14 protein-coding genes are annotated in these 15,946 nt (G+C 72.3%); 1 reads left to right on the top strand and 13 read right to left on the bottom strand.

Annotation, left to right across the window (positions count from 1 at the left end; genetic code table 11):
• Window positions 1-9: 9 nt before the first annotated feature.
• Window positions 10-282 (top strand): TFIIB-type zinc ribbon-containing protein, encoded by a 273-nt coding sequence (locus tag F4562_RS29200; RefSeq protein ID WP_184547997.1) that lies wholly within the window; start codon window positions 10-12, stop codon window positions 280-282.
• A gap of 93 nt (window positions 283-375) precedes the next feature.
• Here the strand turns inward: F4562_RS29200 and F4562_RS29195 are convergent, their stop codons facing one another.
• The 13 genes from F4562_RS29195 to pyrH all read right to left on the bottom strand — a co-directional run bounded on the left by F4562_RS29195 (window position 376) and on the right by pyrH (window position 15,773).
• Complete coding sequence (locus F4562_RS29195) at window positions 376-1,335, bottom strand: hypothetical protein (RefSeq protein WP_184547999.1); 960 nt, start codon at window positions 1,333-1,335, stop codon at window positions 376-378.
• Window positions 1,336-1,358: 23 nt separating this feature from the next.
• On the bottom strand, window positions 1,359-3,005 hold the full coding sequence (locus F4562_RS29190) for an ABC-F family ATP-binding cassette domain-containing protein (protein ID WP_184548001.1): 1,647 nt from the start codon (window positions 3,003-3,005) through the stop codon (window positions 1,359-1,361).
• A gap of 359 nt (window positions 3,006-3,364) precedes the next feature.
• Window positions 3,365-3,937, bottom strand: a complete 573-nt coding sequence (locus F4562_RS29185; RefSeq protein ID WP_184548002.1) for a TetR/AcrR family transcriptional regulator — start codon at window positions 3,935-3,937, stop codon at window positions 3,365-3,367.
• Window positions 3,938-3,941: 4 nt separating this feature from the next.
• Window positions 3,942-5,393: a bifunctional phosphatase PAP2/diacylglycerol kinase family protein gene (locus tag F4562_RS29180; protein ID WP_184548004.1), complete on the bottom strand. Its 1,452-nt coding sequence runs from the start codon at window positions 5,391-5,393 to the stop codon at window positions 3,942-3,944.
• A 173-nt stretch (window positions 5,394-5,566) separates the two neighbouring features.
• Complete coding sequence (locus F4562_RS29175) at window positions 5,567-6,343, bottom strand: polyphosphate kinase 2 family protein (RefSeq protein WP_184548005.1); 777 nt, start codon at window positions 6,341-6,343, stop codon at window positions 5,567-5,569.
• A 105-nt stretch (window positions 6,344-6,448) separates the two neighbouring features.
• Complete coding sequence (locus tag F4562_RS29170; protein ID WP_184548007.1) at window positions 6,449-7,096, bottom strand: GTP-binding protein; 648 nt, start codon at window positions 7,094-7,096, stop codon at window positions 6,449-6,451.
• Window positions 7,077-7,463, bottom strand: a complete 387-nt coding sequence (locus tag F4562_RS29165; protein WP_184548009.1) for a DUF742 domain-containing protein — start codon at window positions 7,461-7,463, stop codon at window positions 7,077-7,079. The genes F4562_RS29170 and F4562_RS29165 overlap by 20 nt, the downstream gene beginning before the upstream one ends.
• Window positions 7,460-7,891 carry a roadblock/LC7 domain-containing protein gene (locus tag F4562_RS29160; protein WP_375782501.1) on the bottom strand — a complete coding sequence of 144 codons (432 nt, stop codon included), beginning with the start codon at window positions 7,889-7,891 and terminating at the stop codon, window positions 7,460-7,462. Before F4562_RS29160 ends, F4562_RS29165 begins: the two co-directional genes overlap by 4 nt.
• A gap of 96 nt (window positions 7,892-7,987) precedes the next feature.
• Window positions 7,988-10,432 (bottom strand): sensor histidine kinase, encoded by a 2,445-nt coding sequence (locus tag F4562_RS29155; RefSeq protein ID WP_246473592.1) that lies wholly within the window; start codon window positions 10,430-10,432, stop codon window positions 7,988-7,990.
• A gap of 205 nt (window positions 10,433-10,637) precedes the next feature.
• Window positions 10,638-12,356 (bottom strand): prenyltransferase/squalene oxidase repeat-containing protein, encoded by a 1,719-nt coding sequence (locus F4562_RS29150; protein ID WP_184548010.1) that lies wholly within the window; start codon window positions 12,354-12,356, stop codon window positions 10,638-10,640.
• The gene (locus tag F4562_RS29145; protein ID WP_184548104.1) at window positions 12,353-13,234 is read right to left on the bottom strand and encodes a terpene synthase family protein; all 882 of its coding nucleotides are present in this window, start codon (window positions 13,232-13,234) and stop codon (window positions 12,353-12,355) included. Before F4562_RS29145 ends, F4562_RS29150 begins: the two co-directional genes overlap by 4 nt.
• The gene (locus tag F4562_RS29140) at window positions 13,231-14,616 is read right to left on the bottom strand and encodes a cytochrome P450 (protein ID WP_184548012.1); all 1,386 of its coding nucleotides are present in this window, start codon (window positions 14,614-14,616) and stop codon (window positions 13,231-13,233) included. Before F4562_RS29140 ends, F4562_RS29145 begins: the two co-directional genes overlap by 4 nt.
• 419 nt (window positions 14,617-15,035) lie before the next feature.
• Window positions 15,036-15,773, bottom strand: a complete 738-nt coding sequence (gene pyrH / locus F4562_RS29135; RefSeq protein ID WP_184548014.1) for a UMP kinase — start codon at window positions 15,771-15,773, stop codon at window positions 15,036-15,038.
• Window positions 15,774-15,946: the final 173 nt, after the last annotated feature.

Genomic DNA, 15,946 nt, shown 5'->3' with positions numbered 1-15,946 from the left:
ACCAACCAGATGCAGTGCCCGAAGTGCCGGGGCCCGATGCGCACGTACGAGCGCAACGGCGTCCACATCGACCAGTGCGAGAGCTGTCGCGGAATCTTCCTCGACTACGGCGAGCTTGAGACGCTGACCCGCATCGAGAGCCAGTGGTCTCAGCAGCACGCCGCTCCCCCGCCCCCGCCTCCGCCGCCGGTGCACGGCGCTCCCGCCTGGGGTGCTCCGCATCACGGCCACTACGGCCACCACCGCCAGCGCAGCTGGGTGGGAATGCTCTTCTCGACCTGATCCGGGTCAGGGACGACGCCGAGACCGCGATCCCCCGAGGGGGTCGCGGCCTTCACGTTCCCGGCGGGCGTGTGCCCGCCGGGGCGGACACGGTCAGGCGGGGAAGTCTCCGGGCTTGACCTTCTTGGGCGGCACGTTGCCGCCTCTGCCGGCGTTCATGGTGATCGTCCAGTTGTTCCAGCGGATCTGCCCGCCGGAGGTCGTGGTCTTGAAGCGGATGGGCTCGCCGAACTGCTCGAAGGTGCACGACCGGGTGAACACGCGGTTCCTTGCGTCCCAGTCCTCGCCGAGGGAGTAGTAGATCTTGTAGTTCCCGTCGCGGACCCCCTGGATCCGGTACTTCGACTTGCCGCGGACGTACAGGCTCATGGCCTTCTTGCCGCCGCGGACCAGAACGACCACGGAGTCCAGCCCGTAGCCGTTCTTCACCTCCAGGTACGCGTCCGCGGGCAGGCTCTCGGAGACGATGAACCTGCCGTTGGGCAGGCGGCGCTTGCGCTCCTCGGCCACCTTGACCGGGATGACGTCCGCCGGATAACCGGTCAGCGCCTCGGCCGCCTTCGCCACGTCGGCCAGCTCGCCCGCCTTGCCCATCCGGCTCAGCGCGGCCGGGCCGGTGCACACCTTCTGGGCGTCGGCGTCCTGACGGGCGTGGCCGAAGGCCACCGAAAGGTCGCGCAGGGCCTGCACGTAGGCGTCGTGCCCCGCCTTGGCCTCGGGCGGCGGGGCCAGAGCGGCCAGCCGGGTGACGGCGCCGTCGATCGCGGCGGCGGTCTCGTCCAGCCGCTTGCCGAGATTCGTCAGCTTGGTGGTGGCGGCCACCTTCTTCACCGCGCTCCGCACCGGCCCGCGCGCCTCCTCCAGCTCGGCCCGGTACTGCTCGGCGGTGAGCGCCACGGCGCTGGGGGGTGCCGAGTTCTGCCCGCCGGAGGAGCCGCCCAACCCGGCTACGCCTCCCGCGGTGGACGGCCCCTCCACGGGATCCGTGGCGGTGCAGGCGGTGAGGGTCAACAGGGTGACCACGGCACAGGTGAGGATACGGGGTGTAGTCACTTGCCCAACTATTTCGCTATCGATCATTGTCCGTCAAACAAAGGCGGGGAATCCAAGCCATCGACCAGCATGCCCTGATTGTCGATGAAGAGCCACCTGGTTATCCCGATCGACCGCAGGAACGGCAGATCGTGACCTGCCACGATCAGCGCGCCCCGGTAGGCCGCCAGCGCCTGCGCGAGCTGCCGGACGCTGGCCATGTCCAGGTTGTTGGTCGGTTCGTCCAGCAGCAGCAGTTGGGGCGGCGGCTCGGCGGACAGCAGTGCCGCGAGCACCGCGCGGAACCGCTCACCGCCCGACAGGGTGCCCGCCGGCCGCTCGGCGCGGTCCCCCCGGAACAGGAACCTGGCCAGGCGGGCCCTGACGGCGTTGACCGAGGCGGAGGGGGCGAAACGGCGGACGTTGTCGACCACGCTGAGCGCGTCGTCCAGCAGGTCCAGCCGCTGCGGCAGATACCGCACGCCGGGCACGGTCACCGCGACCGAGCCCCCGGCCGGCTCCAGTTCCCCCGCGACGGTGCGCAAAAACGTGGTCTTGCCCGCCCCGTTGGGCCCGAGCAGCGCGATCCGCTCGGGCCCGCGGACCACCAGGTCCCCGGGCGCCTTTCCGCCCGCCGTCCGCAGCCCGGTCGCGGTCAGCACGACCCGCCCGGCGGGAACCTCGGTCTCCGGCAGCTCGATCCGGATCCCGGACTCGTCGCGGACGGCCCGCTCCGCCTCGGTGAGCCGCTCGCGTGCCTCCGCGAGCTTGCCGGCGTGCAGGTTGCGGTGCTTGCCCGCCGACTCCTGGGCCTCCCGCTTGCGCGTCTGCATGACGATCTTCGGCCGGCTCTTCCGCTCGTACATCGTGTCGGCGTAACGGGCCCGCCGCGCGAGCTTGACCTGGGCCTCCTCCCACTCGCGTTTCTGGCGCCGTACGTCCGACTCCGCGACCCGGACCATCCGCTCGGCGGCCTCCTGCTCGGCGGCGAGCATCTCCTCGTAGGCGGAGAGGTTGCCGCCGTACATGCGTACGACGCCGTCGTTCAGGTCGGCGATGCCGTCCATCAGCTCCAGCAGGGCCCGGTCGTGGCTGACCACCACCAGCACCCCGGGCCACGACTCCACCGCGGCGTAGAGCCTGCGTCGCGCGTCGAGGTCGAGGTTGTTGGTCGGCTCGTCCAGCAGCAGGACCTCGGGGGCGTCCAGGAACAGCGCGGCCAGCCCGACCATGACGGTCTCCCCTCCGGAGAGGGTGGCCACCGTGCGGTCGAGGCCCACGTGGTCCAGGCCGAGCCGGTCGAGCTGGGCACGGGCGCGTTCCTCGATGTCCCAGTCGTCGCCGAGGACGGCGAAGTTCTCCTCGGCGACCTCCCCGCGCTCGATGGCGAGCAGGGCGGCCCGGCGCCCGGCGATGCCCAGCAGCTCCGCGACGGTGCGGCCGGTGTCGAGCGGCAGGTCCTGGGGGAGGTAGCCCACCCGGCCCGCGACGCTGACCGTGCCGGACAGGGGGGTGAGCTCACCGGCGATCAGCTTGATCAGGGTGGACTTGCCCGAGCCGTTGACCCCGATCAGGCCGATGCGTCCGGCGGGGAAGGCGGCGTCGACGTCGTCGAGGACGGGGGTCCCGTCCGGCCAGGCGAACGACAGCCCGTCGACGACGACGGAGAAGGGTGCGGCGGTAGAAGGCATGAAGCGGCTCCCGTGAGTGTCGTGGTGATCGGACACGAGAGACACCGCGGGCGCGCACGCGTGCACTGGGGATTCCACCGGGAACCGTCGCCGGTATGAGAGCGGAGTCAGCCGAGGTCGGATGCGCGCCTGGCCGCGAGGGCGGCTCGTGTGGCGCGGTGTCGGGACCTCAGAACTCCAACACGCTCTCCTGTGGGACGGCGATGTGACGGGAAGATCCTACGTCGGACGCCCGCGGCGATGTCAAGTTCGCACCGCGCCGGGCCGGAGCCGACCAGGGCGGTCCGCACCCGGCGCGGACGGTCCGGGGGACCGCACCGGGCCACGGCGGTCCGGGGCGGTCCGGGGCGGGTGAACGGTCAGCCGGGCCGAACGATGGCCCAGACCGCGCGGGTCACCTCGGGCCCGGCGAGATCGAGGTCGAAGGAGCCGGGCGCGGCGAGATAGCGGCGGGCGCACTCGTGGGCCGGACCCATGACGACCGCGTCGAGCGCCCAGGCCGGGAGGGCCCGGACCTCTCCCGAGGCGGCGCGGGCGGCGAACCAGGCCGCCAGCGGCGCCATGATCCCGGCCTTGAACCCTGCCACCTCCTCGCTCCAGGCCACCCCTCCGGCCGAGGCCAGGTAGACGAACCCTCCCCTGGCCGGGTTGTCGCGGATCCAGTCGAGGAACCGTGCGGCGATCTCGGGCACGACGACCTCGGCCGGGCGTCCGTCGAGGGCGGGTGTCATGGCGTCGACGAGATCGGCGAAGCTCTCCCGGTAGAGCGCCGCGACGACCCCGCCCCGGCTGCCGAAATGGTGGTAGATGCTCCCGTTGGAGGCACCCGAGACCTCCGCGAGACGGCTGACCGTCATCGCCTCCAGCCCGGACTCGGTCACGATCGCCAGGGCCGCCGTCAGGATCGCGCGCCGGGTGTCACCTCTGGCCACGGTCTCAGCCGCCCGGCCGGATCACGAGCAGCGAACGGGGACGCTTGGTGAACTCGGCCTCGCCGCTCACCTCGAACGTCTCACCGTCGCGGGCCAGGGCCAGCCGGCCCGACGGGGACGACACCCGCAGCGTGTCGGCCTGCCACTGCTGGTAGTGGCGCGACAGCTTCACCCGGCCGGCGAGCAGGCTGAGGAAGACGCGCAGCCGGGGCAGCCGGTCGGCCGCGGCGAGCACGCGGATGTCCAGCAGCCCGTCCTCCAGCCGCTGGCGCCGGGTCGGCGCGGCACCCCGCGCCTCGTAGCGGCAGTTGCCGACGACGATCATCCAGACCCGCCGGGGTACGCCGTCCACGACGAGGGCGACCGGCTGCGCGCCACCCGGGCCGAGCACCTCCGCCATGGCCCAGAACAGCGCGGGCCACTTGCCGATGCGTCCCTGCCTGCGCTCCCGGCGCTTGACCACTTCCGGGTAGACGCCCAGACTCGCAGTGTTGACGAAGGTCCGGCCGGCGACCTCGGCGACGTCGACGGCCACGACGTCCCCGCCCCGGTAGGCGGCCACGGCCTCCTCCGCGCTCTCCACGCCGAGCGTGCGGGCGAAATGGCCGGTGGTGCCCGCCGGGACGACCAGCAGCGGGGTGACCCCGCCCGCCGTCTCCTGGGCGGCGAAGTTCACCATGTCGTCCCCGCCGGCGACGGCGAGCACCTTGGCGCGTGAGGCGGCCCGGCGCACCGCGTCCGCCAGGTCGGCGCCCGGCTCCACCTCGACGATCTCGGCGTCCGGCAGCGCGGCCCCGAGCGTCCCGGCGACCGACGCGGCGTCACCCGCCGAGCTGTCGACCACGGCGACCGTCCCCTCGCCCTCCGGGTCGAGCCGCGCGGACGGCGCCGTGACGGCCGCCCGGGCGTGACCGGCCTCGGAGGCGTCGGGCCAGATGCGCCGGGTGAGCAACCCGGCGGCCAGGCCGATCCCGGCGCCGGCGAGCACGTCGCCCGGGTAGTGCACCCCGGTGTAGACCCGGGAGAAGCAGACCGCCGCGGCGAGGACCGCCACCGGGGTCGCGACGGCGCGCGGCGCCTCCAGGGCCACGGCGGTGGCGAAGGCCGCGGCCGACGCCGAGTGGCCCGAGGGGAACGACGCCGAGGTGGGCATCCTGACCAGCCGGGGCAGTGGCAGACCGTCCACCGACGGCCGGTTCCGGCCGAACGCCTGCTTGCCCACCAGGTTGACCAGCGGGCTGGCCAGGCTGACCGCGAGCAGGCTCCGGGTCGCCGCGCGGCGCAGCGGCCGGCGTCCGCTGACCGCCAGCGCACCGGCCAGCCCCGCCCACAGGAGCGAGTTGTCGGCCGCACGCGAGAGCGCGGGCACGACCCGTTCGAGACCGCGCAGCCTCGCGCCCGCCACCATGGCGAACAGCCGCCGGTCCAGCCTGCCCAGCCGCGAGCTCAAGCGCATGCGCGCACCCTCCTGAAAAGACGAGCGAACGGACAACCCCTCATTCTGTCGCCTGCCCGGCCCTGCGGCGCGCCTCCCCGCCGGTCCCCGGCCCGCGCCGCCGCCTCCCAGTGGCTCCCCGGCCCGCGTGCCGCCGCCTCCCCGCCGGGTCGGCGAGCGCGCCGGCGCCGGGTTCAGTCGTCCAGCTGCGGGGACGGGACGTCCAGCGTGTGGCCGCGGGCGGTGAGCTCGGCCTCGACGGCGGCGCAGACCGTCTCCACCACCATGACCCGGGCCAGGCGCTTGTCATCGCCGGGGACCACGTGCCACGGGGCCTTCGGATGGTCGGTGCGGGCGAGCATGTCCTCCACCGCGGCCTCGTACTCCGGACGCTTGGCCCTGTTGCGCCAGTCCTCGTCGGTGAGTTTCCAGGTCCGCAGCGGGTCGGTGGCCCGGTCCTGGAAACGGCGCAGCTGCTCGGCGTCGGACACGTGCAGCCAGAACTTGACCATGATCATGCCCTCGGCGACGAGGGTCCGCTCGAACTCCACGATCTCCTCGTACGCGCGGGACCACTGTTCCGGGGTGGCGAAACCCTCGACCCGCTCCACCAGCACCCGCCCGTACCAGGACCGGTCGAACACGGCCATGCCGCCCCAGCCGGGCAGCGCCGGCCAGAACCGCCACAGGAAGTGGTGGCGTTTCTCGTCGTACGTCGGCGCGGAGAACTGGGCGACGCGCACGTGGCGTGGGTCGAGCGGACGCACCAGGCGCTTGATGGCCCCTCCCTTGCCGGAGGCGTCCCATCCCTCGAAGACCACGCACAGCGGCGGGCCGATGCGCTTGTCACCGATCTGGCCGCCCAGGATGAGCCGCAGGCGGAGCAGGCGTTCGAGCGCGGCGTCGAGGCGTTCGGCGGCCTCCTTCTTGGGGAGCTTCCCGGACAGGTCGACTTCGGAGAGGCGTTTCATGCCGACCAGCCTCGCATGTTCCGCTTCTCGGCCGTCGGCCCCATCCCGCCGGCGGGCCGCAGAGGCGCGGCCCCGGCCCGCTGGCCCGGCGCCCCGGCCACCGGGTCAGCGGGCCGGGGCCGGCTCCCGTGGCGGTTCCGCACCCAGGCGCATCCGCATCGCGTGCTCCACGAGGGTGATCAGCACCTCCTTGCCCGACTCCCGTTTCCGGGCGTCGCACAGGATGATCGGGACGTCCGGGTGGAGGGTCAGGCCGAGCCTGACCTCGTCGAGGTCGTAGCGGCGGGCCCCCTCGAAGCAGTTGACGGCGACGACGAACGGCGTCTCACGCCGCTCGAAGTAGTCGAGGGAGGGGAAGCAGTCGGCCAGCCTGCGGGTGTCGGCCAGGACCACCGCCCCCAGCGCACCCAGGGCCAGCTCGTCCCAGAGGAACCAGAAGCGCTCCTGCCCCGGGGTGCCGAACAGGTAGAGCCGGTAGGCGTCACCGATGGTGATGCGGCCGAAGTCCATGGCGACCGTGGTGGTCTGCTTGGTCTCCACCCCGGACAGGTCGTCGACCCCGATGCCGCGGTCGCTCAGGGTCTCCTCGGTGCGCAGCGGCTCGATCTCGGAGACCGCGCCGACCAGTGTGGTCTTCCCCGCCCCGAACCCGCCGGCGACCAGGATCTTGACCGCCGTGGGGAGTTTCACCCGCCCGGCGTCGCGGCCGGAGCGCACCGGGTCCGGGTCACGGTCAGAGCGCACGGAGTCCATCCAGCACCGCCCTGTACAGCCTCTCATCATGCATGTCCGTCTCCGAGTGAGGTTCTTGCAGTGCGATGTACCCCTGGTCGAGCAGGTCGCCGAGCAGGACACGGACGGTGCCCGCGGGAAGGTTGAGGTGGGCGGCGATCTCCGCGACGGACTGGGCCTGGCGGCAGAACCGGACGATGGCGAGACACTCCGGGTCCATGCCGGGTTCACGGGGCGAGACGGGACGGATGGCGACCGCGAGGGTGATGAGGTCGAACCTGCCGAGGCTCGGTTCGGTCCTGCCCCGCGTGAGGATGTACGGCCGGACGATCGGTCCCGCCTCGTCCCCGACCCACTGCGCCTCTGGCTGCTCCTCGGACCGGCTCATCGCGTGGCGTCGTCCCCGAGGGAGGACTCGGCCGTCCGGGTCGGCGCGGTGAGGTACTGGCCGACGCGGGTGACGAGCATGGCCATCTCGTAGGCCACCAGGCCCACGTCGGCCTCGGTGCCGCAGAGCACCGCCAGGCAGGCGTTCTGCCCGGCGGCGGTGACGATCAGGTAGGCCGCCCGCATCTCGATGATGGTCTGGCGCACGGGACCGCCGCCGACACGCTCGCTGACCCCGCGTCCCAGGCTCTGGACCGCCGATCCCACGGCGGCCAGGTGCTCGGCGTCGGCCGGGGAGAAGTCCGCCGACGCGGCCAGCAACAGGCCGTCGGTGGAGAAGACGACCCCGTGATGAGCGTCGTCCACGCGCTTGACCAGGTCGTCCAGCAACCAGGCCAGGTCGGTGAAAGATCCTGTTCCCTGCACCACTCGTTGTCCTCCTTTACCCGCAGACGTCCGGCGGCGGAGTCTGGCGGATCGTCGGCGCCGGCGGTCGGCACGCGCGAATCGCGATCGTCACTGTGGTCACACGGCGGGTCCGTCCTCGTCCGCGGTGGCGCCTCCGGTCAGCAACCGCGCCGCGTCGTCGCGGCCTCGGCGCGTGCCGCTCTGGAAGGACGCCATGGCGGCGCGGACCTGCTCCGGCGAGCGCTCGTCGTCGTCGGCCGGCGGGGGCGGCACGGGGGCGGGGTCGGCCTCCTGCAGGGGGGCGGCCAGGTGGGTCTGCGGGACCCGCCGCGGCAGGCCGCCGGGGGTGTGCGTGCTGTCGGGGGGAGGCAGCACGGGGGGAATCGTCGTCCCGTTCACCGCTCGCGCCGGTTTCTTCGAGGGGCCGCCGGTCCGGCCGGGGGACGCGGCGCGGCCCGGACCTCCGGAGTACCCGGCGCCGTCGGAGTACCCGGTGTCCGGCTCCTCCACGCCGTTCTCCTCGGCCGGGGCGATCGTGTCGGTGAACGCCGACGGCTCACCGACCCGGTTGCGCACGGCGGCGACCGCGGCCGTGGTGCCGTTCATCTCTCCGGCGCCCGCCGTGCGGGCCTGCGGCACGCCGACCCCGGCGTGGTGGCCGCCCTCCTCCTCTTCGGTGACCAGTTCCTTCGGGATGAGGACGACGACGGTCGTGCCGCCGTACGGGGACGCCTTGAAGGTCACCCGGATGTCGTGCCGCTCGGCCAGGCGGCTGACGACGTACAGGCCGAGGCGGGCGTTGCCGGACAGTTTCAGCTCGGGCGGGTCGGCGATCCGCTCGTTGGTCGCGGCGATGTCCGCCGCGCTCATGCCCAGGCCCCGGTCCTCGATCTCCAGTGCGTAGCCGTGGGCCACCGTGCGACCGCTGACCTGCACCGTGGTGTAGGGGGGTGAGAAGGACGCGGCGTTCTCGACCAGCTCGGCGATCAGGTGGATGACGTCGCTGACCGCCCGGCCGTCCAGCGAGACGTCTCCCAGCGGCATCACGTCGATGCGGGTGTAGTCCTCGATCTCGGCGAGGGAGCCGCGGACCACGTCGATCATCGGGACGGCCTCGCGCCAGGTGCGGCCCGGTGACGCGCCGGACAGCACGAGCAGGTTCTCCGCGTAGCGGCGCATGCGGGTGGCCAGGTGGTCGAGCCGGAACAGGTCGCGCAGCTCCTGCGGATCGTTCTCGCGCCGCTCCATGACGTCGAGCACGCTCAGCTGGCGGTGCACGAGCGACTGGGTGCGACGGGCCAGGTTGCGCAGGATGTCGGCGATGTCGCGCCGCAGCTGGGCCTGCTCCGCCGCGACCTTGACGGCGGTCCGCTGCACGGCGTTGAACGCCTGGCCGACCTGGCCGATCTGGTCGTCGCCGAACTTGAGCGGCGGCGCCTCCGCGGCGACGTCGACCGTCTCCCCGTGACCGATCCGCTCGACCACCGAGGGCAGCCGTTCGTTGGCCAGCTCCCAGGCCGCCACGCGGAGCTTCTCCAGCTGCCGGACCAGTGCTCGGGCCGTGGTGATGGACAGGACGACGGAGGCGATGACGGCCAGCAGGCCCAGGCCACCGGCGAGGGCGAGCCGCACGATGACGCCGGTGGCCACCGGGCCGGACCGCTCGACCACGCCGCTGCCGGCGGTGAGCACGACCTTCGCCAGCTCGGCATGCGCCGGTTGCGCGGCGGCGCTCCAGCGCCGGGCGTCGACCAGGCCGGTCAGCACCGCGTTCGCGTCGTCGATCAGTAGCGACTCCATGGCGTGCAGCTGGGTGAACTGCTCGGTGCCGGCCAGTTTCCGGTAGGCGTCCCGGTCGGCGGCGGGCAGGTCCAACACCGCCTGGTCGAGCAGGAACCGCCGAGTGCCGCTGATCTCCGCGAGCTGGACACGCTCACCGGCGGTCAGCCGGCCCGCCGTCAGGGCACCGATCACCAGCGCGTCCTCCTGCGACAACAGGTCGCGGGCCCGGTTCATCGTGATGAGCGTCCGGGTGTCCTTGGCGATCTCCTCGTCGTCCAGGGTGGCCATCGAGTCGTAGACGCGGAAGACGGCGCCGAGGATCTCGGTGAACGCCGTGGCGGCCTGGGCCCGCTCCGCCTGTCCGCTGTCGATCGCCTTGCGCGTGGCGGCCAGCGAGTCCAGCAGCCGGACGGTCTCCGCGATGCGGCGCTTCAGCGGCGCGCTTCCCAGCAGTTCCACGCCGCTGCCGGCGGTGAGCTCCCGGAAGTCCGCGCCGCTCTCGTCGGTGCGCTTGCGCTGGGCGGCCAGCGCCTCGTGCCGCCGGCGCTCCGTTCCCGGTCTGCCCAGCGCGATCATGCTGAGCCGGCGTTCGGCCTGCAACTCGACGATGAGCCGCTCGCTCGGGTCGGCCACATTGGCGTTGAGGGTCGTCACGCCCAGCATGTTCAGACCGTCACGGACCGTAACCCATGCGGTGAACGCCCAGAGCGCGATCAACGACACCAGCAGTGCCGTCACCTTGGCCCGCAATCGCTCGTTGCGCGCGCGCATAGCATCCATCCTGACGAAAGTAAAATAAACGCGGGACGCGCTTAACGGCGACCAACATACGAATGACTCAACGCCCCATCGCATTGGGCGGCGGCATCCCGCATCACACCCGGTGAACCTTAGCAATGTCCACAAATAGGCTCAAGGCGACATTGGTTACATAGTACCTATGTCCTTTTTTGGACATTTTTGGAACGTTTCTAGCGACTCTCCGTCATGGTCGGGTGGCAGGCGGGCACCCACCGGGCGACGACACGGACGCGGCGGACTCGGTGAGCGGATACCGCCGTGCGAGGTGGAGGGCACCCAGCACGACCGCCCGCACGACGGTCTCCGGGCAGTAGAGGTCCTTGTCGTGCCAGAGCGGCGGGGCGTCGACGGGGCCGCCGTCCTCGGTGACGGCCCCCAGGAGATAGCGGTGTCCGCGGCGCACGGCCGCCGCGCGCCGCTCCTCACCCAGCGAGTCACCGGCCAGCAGCAGCGTCTGCAACGCGTACGCGGTCTCCTCCGCCGTTCCCTCCCACCGCCCCCACGACCCGTCCGCCCGCTGGCTGCCGAGCACCCAGCGGGCGGCCCCGCGCACCGCGGCCCTCGACTCGGCACCGCCGAAGTCCTCCAGCGCGAGCGCGCAGCACGCCGTCGCGTAGTACGGCGAGGCGTGCCAGCGGTCCAGCCAGCTTCCGTCGGCGGCCTGCCGCGCGCGCAGCCACGCGGAGAGCCTGGGCACGACGGCGGCGTAGCGGGGAGCGGGGTTCCCGCCGCGGCGCAGATACTCTCCGACGGCGTCGAGCACGTGCGCGTTGACCGTCGGGGACGCGCCTTCCTCCCCCTGCCAGGTGCAGAAGTGGGTACCGGTCTCGTAGGGCCACAGCCCGGACGGCTCGACGGGGTCGCCCAGCAGCGCCAGCGCGTGGAGGGCGACGGACGTGGTGTCGGCGTCCGGCGGCAGCCCGGGGCCGGTGGGAGTGCCCTCGGGACCGAGCGCCTCACGCAGGCCGGTCACCAGTCCGGCCGGCACCTCCAGCGGAACTCCGGCGCGCAGCAGCCAGCTCAGCACCCAGCCGCGCTCGAACACCGTGATGGGGACGGCGCACGGCACCGGCCCGCCGAAGGCGGATACGACCGCCTCCAGATACCGTCGCACGGCCGCTCCCGCCCCGGCGGGCCCCGCCGAGCCGTCAGAGGCATCCTCACCCCGCACCGCGCTCTCTCCCAGCGCGGCCAGCCAGGCGGCGCTCGCCCCGGGGGAGGCCCCGACGGCCGCCATCCGGCCTGGCATCGGTGTGGGGACGACTCCGGCGGCGGCCACCGTCTCCCCGTCCGCGACCTCCAGCGCGTGAACCAGTTTCTGGGGCACCGGCGCACCCGACGCCAGCCGCTCCCTGACCTTCGCCAGCTTGGCGCCGCCGACACCCGGCAACGGCCCCGGAGCGCCGGGGAGTCCGCCGACCGTGCCCGGCGGTTCCCCGCCGAGGTGGCCGTCGATCAGAGAGAGCAGGGACGGCACGATCAGTTCGATCGCCGGCATGTCCGGCAGGCAGGCTCCCACGCCCTCGAGCGACCAGCCCCGCACGACCTCCAGTCCGCGGCCGGCGACCTTGGCCAGGAGATCGGGATCGACGCAGGGGTGCTCCCGCCGGCGCTCGGCCAGGAGCGCCTCGACGGCGCTCAGGGTCGGGACGAGACCGTAGCCCTCGGGGGGACCCCAGCAGCCGTCCGCTCGCTGGGTGGTGAGCAGGAAGTCGACCCGCTCGGCGTGACCGTCCAGCCACGGCGCCAGGCTCACCACCCGGCCGGTCTCGTAGGGGGAGGCGGACACCCGGCCCCACGGCGTGGCCGACAGCCCGGCGACCAGTTCCCGTGCCGCGTCGGCCACGTCGATGTCCGCCGGGACTCCGGACGCCGGCCGGGCGGCCGGGAGGCCGGGCCTCACAGCGTCCCCCAGTAGTCACCGACCCGGTAGAACCCGGCGCAGAAGTCCATCTGCCGTTCCATGTAACCGGCCAGTTCCGGATGGGTGTCCAGCGAGGCGAGCAGTCCCCGGGCGTGGGCCGTCAGCTCGGTTATCCGCCGCTCGACCGCGGCGCGGTCGTCGCCGAGCAGGAGCACGTTGAGGTCTCCCCAGACGACGTCCCGCTCGTAGGTGCCCAGGTCGTTGAGGAGGCGGATGACCCGTTGCACGGCCCGGCCCGCCTCACGCATCCGTTCGACGTCCGTCACCGGGCCATGGCCCGTGACGTGGATCCAGTGGGCGGTGAACGCGAAGGAGAAACCGAGGTTGTCGGCGTTGCCGAGGTACTCCTCGAACGTCGGCGCGGCCTTCTCGCTCCTCCAGTCCCACTCCACGAGCATCCCGTCCAGCATGCGCCGCAGCTCGTCGCGCCAGACCGGGCCGAGTTCGGGGAACGCGGGTGAGCAGGAGAGCTCGTCCCGGATGTCGGCGAGCATGCGGGTGAGGTCGTCGCCGGGTGACGGCGGGCCGCCCGCGGCCACCTCCAGGCATCGCCGGGCGATGTCGCCGACCTCCTGCCGCGAGGTGGCGGCGTAGTCGACGAGCCAGTCCAGTCCGAACGCCCAGAGGGAGGTCTTGTTCGCCATCCGCAGTTGCCCGGCGGTGAACCAGGGTCCGCTGAACGCCATGGCGAGTGAGAGCGTGCTGTACAGGGCGGCGTCGAAGGGGCGGGCCGAGAAGAGGCCGGGGTAGGTCTCCGCCCATTCGCGCATGTCCCGCTGGGCCCGCCCGGCTCCGGCGCAGATCGCCCCGCACTCCGCGGCCGTCGGCCGGCCGCCGGGAAGGGGCCGGGTCGTCATCGGCAAGCCCCGCTCCGGTCGCGGCCGGCGAAGGACAGGCCCAGCTCGACCCGCTGCCTGGGACGCAGCGAGGCGGCCCACGAGGTGCTGAACGGCCCCGGGGTCCGCACCGACAGGCGGAAGCGGCTGAGGATGGACGCCACCACGAGCGGCGTCTCGACATGGAACAGGTGCTCGCCCAGGCATTTGTGCGGGCCGCCGCCGAAGGGGAAGTAGGCGTACCGGTGCCTGCGCTCCCCGTTCTCCGGCGCGAACCGCTCGGGGTCGAACTCGCGCGGGCGCTCCCAGAACTCCTCCAGCCGCTGGGTGGCGTAAGGGCAGATCAGCACGGTCGAGCCCTTCCGCACCCGCACACCGCCGATCTCCGCGTCCTGCATGACGTGCCGGGGCAGCAGCCAGCCGGCCGGGTACAGGCGCATGGTCTCCAGCAGGACCATGCGGGTGTAGCGGAGCCGGGGAACGTGCTCGGGCCGGGCCGGGCCGTCGCCGACCACCTCCTCGATCTCCGCCTGGAGGCGTGCCGCGACGTCCGGGTGCTCCTCCAGCAGCAGCCACAGCCAGGTGACGACCATCGCGGTGGTCTCCGACGAGGCGGCGTACACGCCGACCAGGGCGTCGCGGATCTGCCGGTCGGTGAGCCTGTCGCCGTTCTCGTCGGTGGAGCGGCAGAGCATGGAGATGACGTCCAGGCCGTCGTCGGGCTCGGCCATCGCCTTGCGCACCACCGGGAACACCACGTCGTCGATCTGCTTGACGCCCCGCAGGCAGGCCCGGTCGCCGGGCAGCCGGATGGCGTAGGGCATGAACGGCATGAGGAAGCGGGAGACGAGCGAGTGGGAGACCGTGTCGAAGGCGGGGATGATGCGTTCCCCGTCCTCGCGGCCCAGCTTGTCGCCGAACAGCACCCGGTTGACGATGTGGCTGAGGAGACCGGACATCTCCGCGGTGGTGTCGAGGCTCCGCCCCGTCCGGACGTGTTCGTCCCACTCCTGGATGCGGTCCGCGACGCGATCGGCCACCTCCTCGGCGATCGTGGCGATGTACCGCACGGTGAACAGCGGTTGCAGGATGTCGCGGCTGGCGCGCCAGTGCGCGCCGTCGCTCATGATGCTGTGCCCGAAGAGCCGCTCCAGGGGGCGCCAGAACATCCCCACGCGCTGGTAGTTCTCCCACTCCAGGCGCATCACCTGCTGGACGTGGTCGGGATGGGTCACCAGGTAGGGGCGGAACGGGCCGAGGCCCAGCCGGACGATCTCCCCGCCGCTCCGCTGTGCGAACCCGGCGAGCGCCTCCGCCGGTTCGCGCAGCAGCCCTGGCAGGGCCCGGTGCATCGGAACGGTTCCGGCCCGCCGGGACACCCGGGTGCCCGCGTCGATCGACATCGGCCTGCTCTCCCACCTAGCGTCCGGTGAACGCGCGCAGCGTGGCGGCCGCGCGTCACGGGGCACGCGGACGGTGCGGCGCGGCCCGGAGACGGGCCACCGGGTGGTGGACGTTTCCCCGCGGGAAAAGCCCCCGGCCGGGCGTCGCCCGCCTTCCCGCACCTCACCACGCACTTTTCGCGCAGCACACCAGTAAAAGATGTTTATTGCGGCATTCGTAACTCTCGGCGTGAATTATCACATGATCGACTAGGGGCGATCAAGGTCGCATCAAACATTATTTTCCGCTAATCGGACGAAAGGTATCATTAATCCGAAAAATGCCACACGGAATCATGACATGGTTTGACCGCGCCAGTCGTCGTGACGGTGAGTGAGGAAAACCTCACGAGTGTCCATCGCCGCCGGATGCCGTGCCCTCAGACGTAGACCGACTCCTTGACGTCCCCGCCGATGACGGTGCCGTGATGCTCCCCCCGGCAGATCGCCGCCATGAGCCCCGGCCGTTCGATGTCGAGGACGTGCAACGGCATCCCGTGGTCCCTGGCCAGGATGAAGGCCGACTGGTCCATCACCCGGAGCCGGCGGTGGAGCACGTCGTCGTAGGTGAGCCTCTCGAACCGGCGCGCGGCGGGGTCGACCCGGGGGTCTCCGTCGTAGACGCCGTCGACCCCGTGCTTGGCGACCAGCAACCCGTCGGCGCCGAGTTCGAGCGCGCGCTGGACGCTGGGGTAGTCGGTCGTCAGGAACGGCTGCCCGATGCCGCCCGAGAGGATGAGCATCGCCCCCTTCTCCAGGTGATGGACCGCGCGCAGCCGGATGAAGGGCTCGGCGACCGTGTCGATGGGCACGGCGGTCATCACCCGCACGTCCTCCTCCCCCAGGGCGTTGAGCTTCCCTCGCAGGAGCAGGCTGTTGATCACGGTGGCCATCATCCCGATGTTGTCCGCCTCGACCCGGTCGATGCCCCAGGCGCCGGATCTGTCCCCCCGGAACACGTTGCCGCCGCCGACCACCACGGCGATCTCCACCCCCATCCTGCGGACCCCGACCACCTCGGCCGCCAGATGCGCGAGGGCCGCCGCGCTGAACCCGTAGTCGTCCTCCCCCGCGATCGCCCGCCCGCTGAGCTTGATGACGACCCGCTTGTACCTCATGACCGCTCCTCACCTCGGATGACATGGCCGGTGCGTCCCGGCAAGGATAGGCGCGCACCGGCCCGCCGCCCGGGAACGCCGGGGCGTGGCACACCAGCGCGCCACGCGGCCCGCGGCCCGCGGGCGACCAGCGCGGGAACCGGCGGGGGCGGGACGGGCCGCCGGCGGTCGAG

The sequence above is a fragment of the Streptosporangium becharense genome, from assembly GCF_014204985.1.
Taxonomy (GTDB): Bacteria; Actinomycetota; Actinomycetes; order Streptosporangiales; family Streptosporangiaceae; genus Streptosporangium; species Streptosporangium becharense.
Note: the sequence above shows the minus strand (reverse complement) of the source record. Positions and strands in the feature narration are given on the sequence as shown.